Source organism: Acidimicrobiia bacterium (genome assembly GCA_029210695.1).
GTDB lineage: Bacteria > Actinomycetota > Acidimicrobiia > Spongiisociales > JAHEDJ01 > JAHEDJ01.
This window is the reverse complement of the sequence record JARGFH010000071.1, coordinates 1-16,707: the sequence shown is the minus strand read 5'-3', so window position 1 is coordinate 16,707 and position 16,707 is coordinate 1. Positions and strand designations below refer to the sequence as shown.

The 16,707-nt window shown below is 62.1% G+C and carries 11 protein-coding genes; 6 read left to right on the top strand and 5 right to left on the bottom strand.

Annotated features, from left to right (window positions below; genetic code table 11):
• From P1T08_16250 to P1T08_16235, 4 genes are all read left to right on the top strand, one after another.
• Nucleotides 1-1,162 (top strand): DNA methylase (locus P1T08_16250; protein MDF1597631.1); only part of this gene is annotated, 1,162 nt, incomplete at its 5' end.
• The gene (locus P1T08_16245; GenBank protein ID MDF1597630.1) at nt 1,159-3,600 is read left to right on the top strand and encodes a helicase-related protein; all 2,442 of its coding nucleotides are present in this window, start codon (nt 1,159-1,161) and stop codon (nt 3,598-3,600) included. The genes P1T08_16250 and P1T08_16245, both read left to right, overlap by 4 nt.
• Before the next feature lie 8 nt (nt 3,601-3,608).
• The gene (locus tag P1T08_16240) at nt 3,609-5,414 is read left to right on the top strand and encodes a PglZ domain-containing protein (protein ID MDF1597629.1); all 1,806 of its coding nucleotides are present in this window, start codon (nt 3,609-3,611) and stop codon (nt 5,412-5,414) included.
• On the top strand, nt 5,411-6,187 hold the full coding sequence (locus P1T08_16235) for a hypothetical protein (GenBank protein MDF1597628.1): 777 nt from the start codon (nt 5,411-5,413) through the stop codon (nt 6,185-6,187). The genes P1T08_16240 and P1T08_16235 overlap by 4 nt, the downstream gene beginning before the upstream one ends.
• 35 nt (nt 6,188-6,222) lie before the next feature.
• On the opposite strand, the gene P1T08_16230 is transcribed toward P1T08_16235, so the two are convergent.
• The 4 genes from P1T08_16230 to P1T08_16215 all read right to left on the bottom strand — a co-directional run bounded on the left by P1T08_16230 (nt 6,223) and on the right by P1T08_16215 (nt 13,020).
• The gene (locus P1T08_16230; GenBank protein ID MDF1597627.1) at nt 6,223-9,489 is read right to left on the bottom strand and encodes a DEAD/DEAH box helicase; all 3,267 of its coding nucleotides are present in this window, start codon (nt 9,487-9,489) and stop codon (nt 6,223-6,225) included.
• On the bottom strand, nt 9,486-11,330 hold the full coding sequence (locus P1T08_16225) for a phospholipase D family protein (GenBank protein MDF1597626.1): 1,845 nt from the start codon (nt 11,328-11,330) through the stop codon (nt 9,486-9,488). The genes P1T08_16230 and P1T08_16225 overlap by 4 nt, the downstream gene beginning before the upstream one ends.
• Nucleotides 11,323-12,531, bottom strand: coding sequence for a DUF6361 family protein (locus tag P1T08_16220; protein MDF1597625.1), 1,209 nt, complete (start codon nt 12,529-12,531; stop codon nt 11,323-11,325). The genes P1T08_16225 and P1T08_16220 overlap by 8 nt, the downstream gene beginning before the upstream one ends.
• A gap of 318 nt (nt 12,532-12,849) precedes the next feature.
• Complete coding sequence (locus P1T08_16215; GenBank protein ID MDF1597624.1) at nt 12,850-13,020, bottom strand: hypothetical protein; 171 nt, start codon at nt 13,018-13,020, stop codon at nt 12,850-12,852.
• Nucleotides 13,021-13,046: 26 nt separating this feature from the next.
• Between P1T08_16215 and P1T08_16210 the strand changes: the two genes are divergently transcribed.
• Together P1T08_16210 and P1T08_16205 are read left to right on the top strand one after the other, a co-directional pair.
• On the top strand, nt 13,047-15,119 hold the full coding sequence (locus tag P1T08_16210; protein MDF1597623.1) for a RecQ family ATP-dependent DNA helicase: 2,073 nt from the start codon (nt 13,047-13,049) through the stop codon (nt 15,117-15,119).
• Nucleotides 15,116-16,048, top strand: coding sequence for a DNA-processing protein DprA (locus tag P1T08_16205; GenBank protein MDF1597622.1), 933 nt, complete (start codon nt 15,116-15,118; stop codon nt 16,046-16,048). The genes P1T08_16210 and P1T08_16205 overlap by 4 nt, the downstream gene beginning before the upstream one ends.
• A gap of 52 nt (nt 16,049-16,100) precedes the next feature.
• Here the strand turns inward: P1T08_16205 and P1T08_16200 are convergent, their stop codons facing one another.
• Nucleotides 16,101-16,568, bottom strand: a complete 468-nt coding sequence (locus P1T08_16200; GenBank protein MDF1597621.1) for a hypothetical protein — start codon at nt 16,566-16,568, stop codon at nt 16,101-16,103.
• Nucleotides 16,569-16,707: the final 139 nt, after the last annotated feature.

Sequence of the window (16,707 nt, the reverse complement as noted above, 5' to 3'; positions counted from 1 at the left end):
TCCGTTCGGCCACAATAAGTACTACTCAGACTTGGCGCTGCTGAATGAATCCTGGCATCGGGTGCGTGAAAACACCGACCAGGAAGCCATTGTCAATGAGAGCAAGGTGGTCCCGAGAACGCTTCCTGAGTACCAGTCACTGATGGGAGCCTGTTTCGCCGAACTGTATCGAGTGCTGAAACCCGGGCGGTGGATGACGGTCGAGTTCTCAAACTCCCAATCCGCTGTGTGGCTTGCCATTCAAGAGTCGTTGTCGAATGTGGGGTTCGTGGTCGCAGACACCCGGATATTTGATAAGAAACAAGGAACCTTTCAGCAGCTAGTAGCGAAGAATGCTGTGAAGCGGGACTTGATTATTTCTGCCTACAAGCCGTCATCGGAGACCGAAGAGCGGTTTTCTTTGGTGGCGGGCACAGTGGATGGTGCGTGGGAGTTTGTTCGGGAGCATTTGTCGCACCTTGCAGTGTCTGAGGGTGTGCGTGGTGAGGTGCGGGTGGTTCGGGAGCGTATGGCTGATCGGCTCTATGACCGGATGGTGGCTTATCACGTGCATCGGGGGGTGACGGTTCCCTTGACCGCAGCCGAGTTCTACTCAGGGTTGGAGCAGCGGTTCCCTGTCCGGGATGACATGTACTTCCTCTCCGAACAGGTTGAGGGGTATGAACGGCATCGGATGACGGTCAAGGACCTGATTCAGGCCGAGCTGTTTATCACGAATGAGCAGTCGGCGGTGCAGTGGCTGCGGCAGCTGTTAAAGCGTAAGCCTCGTCCGTATGCGGAGATTCAGCCGGTGTTCTTTGGTGAGTTGCAGGCGGGTCTGCCGGAGTGGGAGGCGCTACCTGAGTTGAGGGCCCTTTTGGACGAGTCGTTTCTGCAGGATGGTGCGGGGCGGTGGTATGTGCCGGATCCGAAGAAGTCGGAGGATTTGGAGAAGTTGCGTACTCGTTCGTTGCTGAAGGAGTTTGAGGCGTATCGGGAGGGGAAGGGCCGGTTGGATCGGTTCCGGTCCGAGGCGGTGCGGGCCGGGTTCAAGGAGGCGTGGGCTCGTCGGGACTTCGCGATCATCGTCGCCGTGGGCAAGCGTCTGCCCGACGACGCGTTTGTCGAGGACGAGGCGCTTCTCTACTACTACGACAACGCCCGCCGCCTCGCACCGTCATGATCAGCGCCGAGCCTGGTGGATGGGCGTATTGGCCTACTGCCAAGCAGACCGTCCGGATCCTCTCTTCGACTGAGCTTTGGGGGCGCCAGTCGGTCGAAGCACTGACAGCTGACGGAGCGCCGCAGTGGATACCCGTCGAAGAGCTGCTCGATCCGGGACGGCGCGATTGGTCGACCGACGAGGTCGCTTGGCGATCTGCGGCCGCACGAGCCGGGCACCTCATGGCTCGGGGTGAGCCGGTGGCTCTCGCCCGGGGTCTGCTTGACCCGCTTCCACACCAGTTGGCTGTTCTCGACCGAGCACTCTCGGTTGATCCGATCCGCCTGCTGCTGGCCGATGAAGTAGGGCTCGGGAAGACCATCGAGGCTGGGCTCATCTACACGGAACTCAAAGCCCGACGCCGGGTCAATCGGGTGCTGGTGGTGGCCCCGAAAGGCGTGCAACTCCAATGGGTAGCGGAGATGCGAGACCGTTTCGGCGAGGAGTTCGCCCTCGTCGGGCCATCGGGCGTACCAGTCGATGTTGGTATCAACCCGTGGAGAGCTTTTGATCGGGTGGTCTGCTCCATCGATTCGGTGAAGCCGCTCGGGTACCGGCCCGGAGTGGATCCGGCGGAGATTGATCGTCGTAATGAAGAGCGATTCGAACGCCTCGTCGACGCCGAATGGGACCTCGTGATCATCGATGAAGCCCATCATGCGGCCGGTGCCACCCCAGGAGTGGCTCGTCACGAGCTGGCGAGTGTTCTTTCACAGCGATGCCGGCATCTGCTGTTGCTGTCGGCCACCCCGCACTCGGGAAAATCCGATGCGTTCGCACGGCTGCTGAGCTTGGTCGACAAGCGGTTCCTTGATGCGATCCCGTTGACCACGGCGACCGTCGGCCCCTACCTGGTTCGATCAGAGAAGCGGTCGGCAGTCGATCAGTCGGGGCGACCCCTGTTCCTACCCCGAACCACGTCTCTCGAGCAGGTGCCGTATGGCGACCGACAGGTCGAACGGCGCCTATACGAAGCCGTCACCGAATACGTTCGTCACGGCTACGAGGCGGCAACGAGGGAAGGTGGCGGCGGGGCCATCCTTCTCCTCCTACTCATGCAGCGCCTGGCATCTTCAAGCACGGCCGCAGTGCACGACGCGCTCGAACGCCGACTAGCAGCCATGGTGTTCGAGGCCCAACTCCGGTTCTTCCCGGAAGGATCCGAAGTATGGGGCGACCTGACCGGTGAAGAACAAGTCGCCGCATTGGAACAGGCGAAAGGTGCGGCCTGGGGAAATGAACGAGCCGAGGTCGAGATCCTCATCGACCTCGCACGGCGGGCGATTGCCGAAGGCCCCGACGCGAAGGCGCGGCACCTCCTCGATTTGCTGCGCACTCTGCAACGCGACGAATCCGACCCATCGCTCAAACTCGTTGTGTTCACGCAGTTCGTGGCGACGCAAGACATGCTTCTCGATCTCCTCGATCAGGCTGGTGTCGCCGCAGCGTCCATTCACGGGGGACTTGATCTTGAAGAGCGACGGATCGCCCAAGAGGAGTTTCGAACCGATGCCCGGGTTCTGGTGTCGACCGACGCCGGCGGCGAGGGCATCAACCTTCAGTTCGCCCATGTGGTTGTCAACTACGACCTGCCGTGGAATCCGATGAGAGTGGAACAGCGGATCGGCCGGGTGGACCGGATCGGCCAGAAACACGCCGTACGAGCGTTCAACCTGGTCATGGAAAACTCGATAGACGAGCGAGTGTTGACGATCTTTGAGAAGAAGCTGGCCACGATTCTTGCTCAGCTCGGAGTCGACAAACGAGACGACATACTGGAGACGGTTGGATCCAATCGGTCGCTTGAGCAGCTGTTTGTGGCTGCGATCACAGATCCCGACCAACTCGACACCGAAACCGACGAGATGGAGGAACAGGCTCGATTGGCGATTGAGGGCGAGGAGACATTCCGCAGCCTGGTGGCCGGTCAAACTCTTCCGACGCCAAAACGGTCGGACGCAGCGCAGTGGGCTGAGCTGGCCTACGTTCGATACGAAGAGTGGAGCGGGCGGCGAGCCGACGGCATCGGGCAGATCCTCGACGAAATGTCGGAGAGCCCGCACGTAGAAGCGGTGCCGGTTGTGGCCGGGGATACGCGGGGCATCTGGAGTCTGTGGGAGGTCAAACCCGACGGGTCCGGCCCGGATCGAGACTTCGTGGCGCTGTATCTGACAGAGGACGGATCCGTGCGACCCGACCTGGCTGAGCGAATGTGGATACAGCTCGCCGAACGTCAAATACCATTCAACGGCACGGCTGTTCTGGATCAGACACTGCGCATGGAACTTGAGATGAAGGGCCGGGACTTCGCCTACCGGGCATGCCAAGACTTGCGCCCCGATGGTGGTTGGCGCGCCCCGGTCGTGACTCCGCGAATGATCGTCAAGGTGACGACGTGAGGAAGTGGGTGACGAGTCGGCTTGGCGCCGTGCTTGGCGGGGTGGCGTCGATTCGTATCGTGCTCGACCCGGATCGGGTGCTTGGTGAGGCCGATCTGGTTGACCTGGCGGATGTTGGGGATGTCGTCGTCATATCTGACTGGCTTGAGATGCGCCGGTCGTACGAGATCGAAGGTCGCCACCGACCGCTAGATGATCGTCCGCTCGTAATGGTGGTCCAGTCTGATGATTTCCGAGAGCCTCGACAGCTGCCTTTCGACATCGAGCAGCGGGCAGACGTAGGACGGGTGCGGCTGGCTATGGCTGATCCGGTCCGATCGGTCGTGTTGGCGCTTCCAGAGGAGGTTCAGGATGTCGCGGTAGCGGCCGCCGGTGGTGCCGATCCATTGGGACGGGTGTTGGAGGCGGTTTGGGGTGTCCGGCTTCCGCCAGGCGGCGGATCGGTAGTCGCTGAGCTCGATGCGGTCGTTCGGCTGCGTACCGATCCGACCGTTCCGACCGAGTTGTGGCCGGTGATAGCCGATCGTTTGCGCGATCCGTTGGCGGCTGGCCTAGCGCTCGACCCGCCCGATGTCTCTCAACTGCAAACAGCCTGGGAAGCGTGGGTTGCCGGCGGACCGGACTCGGAATGGGCTGAGCTGTTTGAGCGGATCGGACCGCGCATTGCTGCGCTGTTTCACATCGGCATGCTCTCGCCGGTGTTGGCGGAGCGGTCGATTCCGGCGTGGGCAGTTGCTGGCGTGAGCCATCCAGGGTGGCCATCTGTGGCTGAGTCGCTGCTGGCGAGTCCGCCGATGGAAGGCGCACCCGTCGATCTCGCCGGATGGCTGCGCCTGGCTGAGTGGTGGGGTGAGGTTCGTTTGGCGATCTCACTGGGTGCCCCCGACACCGCCGATCTGTCAGGGGCGTCCTGGGCGGCATGGCAACCGTGGGACGACGCATTCCGTGAGTTCCTTCACAACGCTTTCGGGAAGTTGCTCACCAGCTCGGCGGGCCGGCCGCAGACGATCAACAAGATCGCACCCTATCTGGCCCGGCGTCTGCGAGATGGCCACGCCAAGCGGGTCATGCTTGTCGTCTTCGATGGGATGGGCTTCTCGAGCTGGTCGTTGCTGAGGCGAGAAGCGGGCCTCAAGGTCGTCGATGCCTCCGGAGTGCTGGCGATGGCCCCGAGTCTCACGCCGATTTCCCGTCAGGCGATCTTCGCCGGTGCGTTGCCGCTTACCTTCTCTGATTGTTTCGGAGATACGAAGAAAGAGGGCGCCATGTGGCGGCACTTTTGGGAGAACGAGGGCGTTTCTGTCACATCCGTCGGGTATAAGAATATTGAGGGCATCCAGGCGATCGAGGTGCCGCGCTTTCCCACCGAGCAAGTAGTGGGAGTTGTTGTGAGAGCGATAGATGAATTGATGCACACATCCGAGATGCTGGGCGAGGCCCAGTTCGCTGCCAACGTTCAGACTTGGCTGAAGCACGGTTTCGTCCGGGAGCTGGTCGAAGGGGCGTCCGGAGACGGCTTCGAGGTCTGGTTCACCGCCGACCACGGAGGCGTTGAGGTGGTTCCGTCCGGCCGCCCGATGGAAGGTCTCGCCGTGGACCTGGTCGGAACTCGAGTTCGGCTGTATCCAACCGAGGCTTTGCGGGAGCAGTCGAAAGCCGAAGGCGACATGTGGGACCCTCCGGGCATGCCCGCCGGAAGTCATTTTGCATTATTCCCTTGGGGAAGGGATGGCATGCGCCATGGTGTGAGGGTGACCCACGGCGGTTTGAGCTTCGACGAGATGATCGTTCCGTTCGTGAGGGTCGAACCATGAGTAACCGAAGTCTCCCCGATCGTGCGGTAACTCCCGAGTGGATGAGCACGGCGCTGCGGATCGCTCGCATGGACAAGCCATGGATCGAGGCAAGGCGGCTGCTGGAGATAGCCTTGCGAGACGAAGTCGAAAGCGAAACTGGCCGTTCAAAAACAGCGACGTTGTTGGCTCACTGCTGGCTCCGGCCGTCCAAGGGGGCGGAGCCGCTCGTTGACTGGGCGACCGAACACGCGGATGGCGATGTGCGGGTGTGGCAGCTGGGCGTCTTGATTGCTAATTACTCGTTCTTTGGTGAACTCTGCGGTGAGATTGGCCGCCGGATTGGCCTTTCGCACGAGATCGACACAAGCCAGCTCCGCACAGCCATGAAGGGCAAGTGGGGCGATCGGAATGCCGTCGACGTCGCCACGCAGAGCAGCATCCGGACGCTGCGCTCCTTTGGTGTGATCCACGGTGAGGAGGGCGACTCGGCCAGTAAGCCCGGCGACCAGATACGGGTTGAACCCGCGGTCTTTCCTTGGCTGGTTCATGCCCTGCTGGTCGGTCGTAACGCCATGGAAGTCGACCTTCGCGAGGCGCTTACCGCGCCGGAGCTATTCATGTTCGATCTGCCGACTGGTGTAGGCAATGGATACCCACACCTCGAGCATTTCACCGAGGGGAGCGGTCGGGTGGTCGTCGGAATCGTCAAGCAGCGGGCCCTACCTCAGACACCCACCAAACAGCTAGCGCTAGATGTGGACAACTCGAAGCAGCTTGACCTCGATTGTTAGGCGAGGGCAACGCTACCCAAAATCCGCATCCGCGGTCAGCTTGGTGGGGTGAGATCGATCCGGAGCTCCTGAACAAGCTTCTCGATCTCGTCGGCCGCCATGCCCTGCCCCAATAGATAGGCGACGAGGTCTTCCTGCCGGGGCTGGCCGAACACGAGGCGATAGAGGGTGAGCGCCTTCTTCAGATCCGCCAGGCGAGCGATCTCCCGGCTCATCGGCAGGCTGGGTACGTAACGGTCGATGGTGGCGCCGCCCTCGATTGGATATAGCCAGTAGGGGATGAGGTCGTTCTCTGAGGTTCGTCTTTGTTTGACAGCGGAGTCGAACGCCTGCGTCCACGGGTCCTTGGCGGCGCCCGAGAGAGCAGCCTTCCGCTGTTTTGCAGCCAGGTTCTTGCGGACCGCGTGACCTTTGTATCGATGGACGCGTCCTTCGCGTTGTTCGAGGTCGACCGGGTTGCCTGGGAGGTTCCAATGGACGACGGCGTGGCAGTAGAGGTGGAAGTCGAGGCCTTCCTGACCTATCGACGTGGTGGCGAGGACGAAGGGCCAGAAGGGTGAGTTGAAGGCGGCACGCACCGAAGAAGCTCTCTCGAGTTCTTTCTTGTCTTCGGTTTTCTCGTTGCCGAAGCGGAGGGCGAACCGGCTGCGGAATCGGTAATCCCCTCCCCTGTTTTCGCCGGGGACCACGTCGCGGGCCACGTAGCCGACGGTGCGGAGGCCGATGGCTTCCCGGCAGGCTGCGGCGATCTCCTCGGCGGCGTCGGCCCGGTTGCCGTCGACCCTGCCGAGCCAGTCACTGAGGACGTGGACGTATTCGTCCATGATTGCCTGCAGGTTGCCGTTGAGGCAGTAGCGGTTTACCTGGCGCCAGTAGGGAAGGTTGTTGCGGATCATGGTCTGAACGTCGGAGAGGTTGAAGAGGTTGCGGACCGCCCAGGCGATAGAGGCGGCGCCGTTGCGGATGGCTGTGTCTTCGAGGAGGCTGTCGCTGTTGGGTCCGCGGGTGAGGGAGCGGAGGGCGACGTTGCCTGGTGCGGCCAGTGCCAGTTCGGCGAGTACCGCCGGGAGGTCGTCGGGGGTGCGGCCGAGTGGGCGGATTTCTCGTCCGGTTCTGTCGTGAGTTTGGCCACGGATCAGGGAGCAGGCGTAGTCGAGGAAGTCGGCGAACGTGGTGCCTTCGGGTGTATCTGACTCGAGGTCGGGCTCATCTTCATCCTGGCTGTTGGTGCTAATCCACAGGCTGGCCATGCGATCCTGCCCGAACCAGCCTTCGATGAGTCCGGCTTTCTGGTCGAGGAGGAGGGGTGCAGCCCAGTACCAGCGTTGATCGATGGGCCCGTCCTTGGGGGCGGTGCGCGTGAGCGGGCGCAGTTGTTGGGTAATGCGTCGTTCGACAGGGTCAAGCATCTCCTCGACCGGGACTGGCAGGCTGCCGGCTCGCTTTTTGGCGGCGAAGGTCAGCGGGTCGCCCAGGCGGGCCAGCGACGGGCTCGGGTAGAGCAGTGCGAATGTGGACATGCCGCCGAACTGGCCGCGGCTGGTCTTGAACTGGAGTAGAGGTTTGATGCGGGTGCGAGCCTCGGGGGTGTTCTCGGCTGGCTCGCCGGCGCCGTTCATCATGTGACGCTCGGCGTCATAACTGACGAGTGAGGCGATCACTTTGGGAACGACATTCCAGGCTGAGAAGACGAGGCGTTTGGTGAAGTTGGCGAGTCGGGGGTCGTTGAAAGGTGGGCCGGGTGCGTAATACGGCAGTGCGGGTGGCATCCACAGCAGCTGCCATGCTCCGACCCCGGTCGTGGCGTCGAGGAGGCCGCGCAGACGAGCGTTCTCCGGGTCGATTCGCTGATATGCCTGGTACTGGTCCCACGGCACCAGGCCGGCTTCTTCATCGAGGAGTGGGCGAATGGAACGCCAGGTGCGGCTGCGTTTGTCGAGGCCGGCCTGGTTGAACTCACGAATGAGCTTGTAGCCGTCCATGAAGTTGAGGAGATAGGGCGCCGATTTCCAGTACTCGACGGCGCTACCGGCCCCGAGCGCCCGCGAGATCCGGGTGGTAGCCAGGAAGGCTTTGAGATCCTGAGGTTCGAGATGGATGCCCGTGTTGGTTTGCTCCTGCAGCATGCCGCGGCGATCGGCCGAGACCGCCAGGCGTTCGGTTCTGGCCATCACCTTGCGGAGATGGGCCTCGATCTGCAACTTGGCTTCGATGGCTTGCCGCCGGCCATCCTGACCCCGTTCGAATAGCGCTCGACGGAACTGTTCCAGATGCCGGGCAAACTCCCCGACCTCACCGTTCATCAAGAACCGGGCGGTCCGCAGGAAGTCCCGATAGTGGTCGTCGTCACGGTCGTCTGACAGCGAGTACATCTTGTAGGGGGTAGCTGACAGCAGCAGGACCCGGACTTTGCCGTACTCGAAGAGATCGCGTGCCAGCTCTCCCGCTTCGTTGGTTGGTTCGAGCAGGTTCCGGAACCGTTGGAACTCGTCGAGGATGACCAGGTCTGGTTTCAGTGAGTCCAGACAGACCTTGGCGAGTAGCTGCCGCAGTTCGCCGATGAGGGCGTTTCGATCGTGGTAATCCTGGTCGGGTCGGTGTTTCTTCCCGTACCTGAATCGAACCGAAAGCTCATCAAACCGGTCACGCAGCCCCGGCCGACCCGCCCGCCGTTCCTTGGCGTCGTGCCGTTGCAGGGCCCTTTCGAAGCTGGCGGCGATCTTGGGGTCGATGTGACGACGATGGACAAACCCGATGTACCACTCGAAGTCGCTCAGCTTGCTCACCCATCCCTTGAGGATCCGGCGGCCGCCGCTCGTGTTCAACGGCTTCTTGCCCCACGCCTCGGTGAGCAGCACATGCAGAAGGGCTCGCTCGGTGGCCGTGCCCATGCTGGACCGCAGGTTGAAGGAGGTGTTGGGGGTGAAGGCTACGAAGTTGATCTGGCTGCCACTCGAGCGTTTCAACTCGAGCGGCAGAAGCGTAAGGCGGGTTGCCTTCGTGTAGGCGGAGGAGCCAGGGAGGGCGAGTCGCCGGATGTTCTGGGCGGCGATGTCGGAGTTGGAGCAGACGTAGACGACGTCGATGCGGCGTTTGCCTCTGGTTCGCTGGAGATGCTCGACCGTTTTGGCGACCAGTCCTCGGGCCACCAGTGTCTTGCCGAGACCGACCTCGTCGGCAACCAGGAAGCGCATGGCCGGGTCGTTGTCGTCATGCATGCGCTCGAATACGTAGTCGACCGTGTTGCGTTGGAAGTCTTTGAGGCCGGCCAGTACTTCGGTTGCGTCGTAGGGGTTCTTCATTGCTGCAGTTCCTGTCGGGCAGCCCAGATCGGTGACCAGGCGTCTTCGAACCCGTCGGGCAGGAGTTGCCGCCCTTCCTCGGTCTTCGCGAGGTCTTCTACCAGCCGGGCGATCGGATCGAGGCGATCGGGGTTGTTGGCAAGCGTGTCGAGCATCGTTTCGAGCAGCGGGACATCGACACGTTGATGGGAGCTTTCACCCGGGCCGCTTCGATTGCCTCCGGCGAGCAGCTGCGAGATCGCCCCGAGGTGTGCGTCGGGGTCGGCCAGCAGGAACAGCAGATAGCGGAGCACCTTGCCTTTGTCGTCGAGCATGCTGGACAAGATCCGCTGCGGACGATCTTCCGGCGCACCTTCGAGAGTGGCGTTCACCACAAACTGGACCCGGCCGGTCTTGCCATCGTGGGAGGCCTCAAGTTGGAAGGCGATGAATGAAGTTATGGCTTCGAACGAAACTTGCGGGAAAGTGATGTCGAGATTGGCGTCGGGTTGAATCTGGTGCTGGTGTCCGGAGCCGAGGGTGATCGGCCAGCAGGAGAGAGTGGCGGGCTCGTCGGATGCGAGGAGTGGCTGCTCGGAGGTGATCAGGACGGAATAGACGCCACTGGCTTCAGAGGTTGTGACTGTTGCTTTGATCGGGACGGCCCCGGCGGCGTGACGCAGACGGTCGAGCGTTCGTTCAAGGTGAGCCGATGGCGATTCCGCGACAAGGGCGTTGTCGGGTGATTCGTAGGGTACGAGCAGGTTGATTAGTGATACCGGTTCGGTTTGATCCTCGTTCAGCACTGATTTCACGCCGAGTCGGGCCTTGCCGCCGGTGAGTTCAACCATGAACTCGACGTTGCGGCCGAAGCCGGCGTCTGTGGCGTTGGCCGACCCGGCGAGGACGCTGGCATGCCACCCCTTGTCAAGGACGAACACTTTGGCGTGGAGTCCCGACAGCTCGATGCCATCGGTTGAGTCGTCTTCAGGGGTGACCGGCGAGTCGAGCACGTAGACCTGTTCGAAAGAGGCGAGTGTTATGGGGTCGAGTTCGTCGAGGGCCTCTTGTCGTGAAATGAGCACGTGCCCGGAGCCTGAGCGGGTCACCTGCGCGAGGAGATTGGCGCTCAGGAAGGGGGAGATGACGAGGGCTCTCCGGTGTCCATCGACGAACGGTGATCGATGTGATCCGCCGAGGCCGAGCGGGATGAAGCGGATCTTGTTGCATCCGGTTGGCCGCTCAAACTCGACGTCGCGGAGCTGGGCGGCGAACTCGTCGATCGCTGCACGTTCTTCTAGCGGTAGAGGGCTGCCGGCCAGGCGGGGAAGGCGGCGGATGAAGTCGACGAGTGGCTTGTTCTGGAGGCGGGCTGCGGCGCGTCGGTCACCTGTGTCGGATCGTTGACCGTCGAGACGGACGACGGTGTCCCATGACTGGTCGAAGGTCAGGTTGCGGCTCAAGATGAGAAGGCGGTAGCGCATTGGTTCGCCGGGGTCGGTGAAGCGCAGTGCCCAGACTTTCGGGTGAAAGATGCCGCCGGCATGTGATGCGGTGACTCCGTGCACCGAGCCTTCGATCTGGGTGTAGATCCGTTGATAGGACTTGGGGACGGAAATGCGGCCGGCCTGGCAGAAGATGCTCATGTGGTTGGCGTGCCGGCGGGTGGCTTCGAGGAGGGCGATCGGGTCGAGTGCTCCGTCTTCGCTCATTTCGGCGTCGAACATGGCGAAGGCCAGTGGGGCGATGAGGAGTGCCTGGAGGTCGAGTGAGAAAGTGGTACCGATGGCGCGGTCGAGCCGGTAGCCGTCCGGTGGGCGGAGGGCGTCGAGCAGGAGGCTGCGCTCGGTGGGATCAAGCATCGTCGTCTCTGCCGAGTCCGGTGATGATGTCGTTGGAGATGCGCTGGGCAATCGGCCACCGATAGTTGAGTGGGGCTGTGCCGGCTGCCTCGTTCCACTTCTCGAGGGCACGCTGGTTCGTGAGACGGGCCTGTGATCCCTTCAGGGCGATCTCCCGGCGGAGAATCAACCGGCGGGCCGGGTCGTTGGTTGCCATCTTGGTCGGCTCGTCGAGGGCGTACCCGATCCATTTCGCTGTGAACCTCTTGGTACGGGTTCGGAGCCTGGGGTTGGCGTCTTGGACGATTCGCCAGAACCGATCCTTATCCCAGCGGTCGAGAGCCCGGCGATCCCGGCGAAGATCGGCAGCCCAGTCGTCGAGCCTCTCTGAGAACTTATCCTGGAGATCGTCTCGTTTGGAGCGTTCAGCCAGCATCAGGTTGTAGAGCAGGGGTGCGCCCTGGATTACTTCTGAGAAAAGCCGGGCATGGTCGAGCCACTCCTTCACCTGGTCCGGGAACGAAGCGACCTTCGGATGTTGCCAGGGGAAGTCGATGCCTGTGGGAGCATCGGCGGTGATGGTGTGTGCCAGCATCGAACCGGGGACCATGGTCAGGATACGTTCCCGCAAATAGGCCGCCTCGGCTCGGGTGAGGGCGAGTTCGGCACTCTCGAGAAGGTCGTCGGGCGGCTCCGGCAGGCCAGGATGCCACCAGCTTGGAGCTCGGTCGAGCGGTTCGCCGTCATCGGACTTGAGAACGTTGCGGTCGAGCCGGTTGATCCCATCGAATGAGCGGAAGTAGTCCTCGATCGAGCCGCTCATCTGCCGGATGCCGAGCGTCTTCAGGCCGCTCCAGTAGACACTGGAGGGGAGACGTTTCAGCTTGGACTTGGCCTGGATGCCGATGACTCCGGACGATTCGCCGCCTGCCTCCAACGCCCTGATCACGCCAATCTCCCGGTCTCGGGCCCTGCTGCGCGCTTGGCGGCTGGTGGTGCCCCAACGTTCAAGGTCCAGGAACACCCACGGAACGAGGAAGAAGTAGCGAGCGCGAGTTTGGATGGTGCTCGTCCCGGGGAACAGAAGCTCGGCGAAGGTGTCCCGGATTGCTCCGATGCCGAGCTCATCACGGGTGTCGGACTCGTTGAAGATGCCGATCACATCCAGGACGCGTTTGCGCTCTGCTTCAGAGAAATCAAGCCACGCTATCTGCGAGGCCACCCTGTCCTCCCCACTTCTGAATTCAGGCTGTGGGTCCCCTACTCGCTATGCGTGACTGTAGTGGTGGCGACTGACGGATTCCCCTGGTTGCAGGCTTCGGGCGTCAGTCGGATCGACTCATCTCTGCTGTCAGGCCATCCACCCATTGCGCCACGAGCCGGGCGCATTTCCTACATAGGCGTCGCCCTTCGAGCCGAGCGTGCGCCAGGTCGACTCGTTTGTCCTCGAGGCGCTCGAACGAAACCTCTCCACAAATGGAGCTCTTTCGGCCGAGATGAAACGTTGTGACACCCGGCGTCGCCCGAATGATGACATCCATCAGATGTGCCCTCTCGTATCGGTTGCGTCCATTCCAGTCGATTGCCGCTCCCCGTGTCGGTTGATGATCCGGTCATCGACCTGATTGCCAAACGCCGCGGTGCCGGTTCGCTTGTACGGGAAACGCCAGAAAGGCCGACCGGTCCAGATAGTGTCACTCTGGTCGTTCATAGTGGACGCATCACACGGGGAGTGCTTTGGTCCAGGAACAATCCGACGCCTTCGACATCGCACTAGGCCACCTGCAGAGCCTTGCGGGGCCTGGTGCGGGATTCCACGACGACCAGTTTGAGGCGATAGAGGCTCTCGTTGAGCGACGCGAACGGCTGCTTCTGGTGAAGCGGACCGGATGGGGCAAGAGTGGCGTGTACTTCATCGCCACCCGGATGTTGCGCGACGCGGGCGGAGGTCCGACGCTGCTCGTCTCTCCCCTGCTGGCGCTGATGCGCGACCAGATCCGGGCTGCCGAATCGCTCGGCCTGAACGCCGCCACCATCAACTCGACCAACACTGATGAGTGGGCGGAGGTCTACGGGCAGCTGAAGCGGGACGAAGTTGACCTGCTGTTGATCTCGCCGGAACGGCTCAACAACCCCGAGTTCCGGGAAAAGGCGCTCGGTGATGTTCTGAGCCGGGTCGGGTTGTTGGTAGTAGATGAGGCTCACTGCATCTCCGACTGGGGGCATGACTTCCGGCCCGACTACCGGCGGATCAAGACGGTCGTCACCTTGCTGCCTCGCACGGTGCCGGTGCTGCTGACGACCGCCACTGCTAACAACCGGGTCATCGCCGACGTGGTCGAGCAGCTTGGAGATCACCTGCAGGTACTTCGGGGACCGTTGAAGCGAGACTCGCTCCGCCTCGGCGTGCTCAATTTGCCGAATGAGGTCGACCGGCTCGCCTGGCTGGCGGCGACGATCCCCGAGCTGCCCGGCTCAGGGATTGTCTACTGCCTTACCGTGCCGGCTACCCGCACGGTGGCTGACTGGCTGACCAGCCGGGGTATCTCCGCTGCCGCCTACTCCGGACAAGACGACGATGAAGTGCGGCTCAAGATCGAAGAGGAACTGGCGGGAAACGACATCAAGGTGGTGGTCGCCACGTCGGCACTCGGAATGGGCTACGACAAACCGGACCTGGCGTGGGTTATTCACTACCAGGCGCCGGGATCTCCCGTGTTCTACTACCAGCAGGTAGGCCGGGCCGGTCGGCAGCTCGACAAGGCGTATGCGATCTTGATGCGGGGGCGAGAAGACGCAGATATCCAGGATTTCTTCATTACCACTGCGTTCCCCGCCGAAGAGGAGGCCGACGCCGTGCTGGCGGCGGTTTCACAGGAGCCTTTGAAACTCGGTCAGATCGCGGCGCGGCTGAACCTACGAGAGGGCAAGGTCGCCGCCTTTCTCAAGATCCTTGAAGTAGAGCAGGTGGTGGCACGCGACCACGGCTACTGGTCGCGCACGATCAACCCGTGGACCTACCCGCGGGAACGGGTCGAAGGAGTTACGGCTGCCCGCAGGAACGAGCAGGCAGCCATGACGGCCTACGCCGAAATCGACAGCTGTTACATGGAGCTTCTGACGGAGATCCTCAACGACCCGCAGCCGGAGCCCTGTGGCCACTGCGCCAACTGTGAGGGATACCAGCTCGACCCGACGGTTCCGAAGGACATGGCGATCGCCGCAGAGGCCTATCTCGGTCGACTGCACGTCCCCCTTGAACCACGCAGATTATGGCCATCCGGCCTCAGTCAGGAACATCAGCTGGAGAAGCTCAAGGAGTACCAACTCGAAGAAGGCTATGCCCTCTGCCGCTACGGCTCCGCCGTGTGGGGCGACGCAATCCACGACGGCAAATACGTCAATGTATCGTTCTCCCCCGAACTGGTCGAAGCGCTGGCCGACATTGTGTCCGGACGGCTCGACGGCAAAGGAATCCAGTGGATCACCCACATTCCGTCGCTCAAACGTCCGCATCTCGTCGCTGACTTCGCCGCAGCAGTGGCGGCACGACTGGGCATCACTCATATTCCGCTGCTTGCCAAACGCGACAACGCTCAACAGAAGGCCATGCAGAATTCGTTTCGTCAGGCCGCCAATGCCATCGCCGGGCTGGAACTCTCTGGCACACCACCGACCGCTCCCGGGCTGCTTCTCGATGACATCGTCTCGTCGAGATGGACTTTGACGGTGGCCGGGTATCTCCTCCGGAGCGCAGGATCGGGGCCGCTGTATCCTGTGGTTCTCGCTGACGCCTCCCACTGGTCATGATGCTCACAGAAGACGACAAAGCCGTACTGCTGCTCACCACCCGCGTGGCCGCCAGCGACGCCCCCTCACTTCCCCCAACGGAGTGGAACAAGCTCGGATGGGCCCTGCGAGACGCAGAGATGGCGCCGGCCGACCTCTTCTATCGGAGTCCCCCCGAATCGGTCGACACCGAAATGACGGCGCGGATCGCTGATTTGTTGGACCGCGGAACCGGGCTGGCTCTGCAGCTTGAAGACCTTGAGAACCGGGGTATCAACGCCGTGACGGTCATGAGCGAACGATTCCCCGATCGGTTGCGCAGTCGGCTGGGCAACATCTGCCCGCCGGTCATCTTCGTGGCGGGCGACCTCAACCTGCTCGAAGCCGGCGGTTTGGGAATCGTCGGATCGCGCAATGTTTCCGAGGCGGGAGCGGAAGTGGCCAGGAGCGCCGCCCGGCTGGCCACCGAGCACGGCGTGCCGGTTGTTTCGGGTGCGGCCCGGGGAGTCGATCAGTTGGCGATGGTGGCCGCTGCTCTCAGTGGTGGAACGGTCGTAGGGGTAGTTGCCGATTCCCTCCAGCGGCGCTTGCGGGAGGCAGAAGTTCGCGAGCAGGTCTCGGCCGGGAATATGACGCTCGCCACCATCCAGCATCCCAACGCGCCGTTCTCCCCCGGTTCGGCGATGGGCCGCAACAAGATCATCTATGCCCTCAGTGATGCCGTGCTGGTGGTCGCCTCTGACGTGGAGTCGGGCGGAACCTGGGCGGGGGCCGACGAGGCTCTCAAGAAGGGCCTTTGCCCGGTGTTTGTTTGGCGAGGTGACGGGGAGGGGCCGGGTAACGAAGCCCTTGGCAAGCGTGGAGCGATTGAGGTGAAATCTGTGGATGACATCTTCCGCGAGTGGCCGCCGGTGGTCCCCGACGTTGCCGAGCAGTTGACGATTCTCTGAGAAATACGTCTGCCGTAGAAGCACACCCCTACGTCTACCCCAACCCAGCAGGTCAACGGTCGGGTTCGTAGGTCGTCTCCTGGTCTGGCGGGGAATAGAGCTCGTATGCGGCTTCGAGGTTGACGGCGAGTCGCTCGTTCCATTCGCGCTCTTCTGCCGCCTTCTCCAATTCCAACCGTCGTTTCTCAAGGCGGAGCGCTGTCCGATCAGCTTTCAGCAAATCAAGCTCATCGGCGATTCGATCCCGCCGTTTCGACATGTCGGCGATGTCGCTCTCAAGCTTCGCCTTCTCCCGGTCAAGTTCGCTGATCTCATACGCCATGTCGAACAGTGGATCAGTCGCAAGTTCGAGGGGTTTCTCGATATTGGCCAGAACGGCTTCGCAGGCACTGAGAAGAGCCCTGGAACGTTGAAGCGACTCAGCGCTGCTGATACTTGGGTTTTCGAGTGCCTCTCGGAAGCGGTGGAGATCATCAGTGAGTCGGTCAGAAATGTCCTCGAGAAACGAAACCCACCCCATTTTCGAGTCCTCCTGGCTCCGCAAGTGGCGTCTTCGCTGAGGTGTTACTTTCGCATCAGATAACGGGCGCTTCGGAATTGAGCGGGGTGTAGGGGTTCCCGGTTGATTAGGAGGGCTCTGCCAATCTGATGGTTACTAC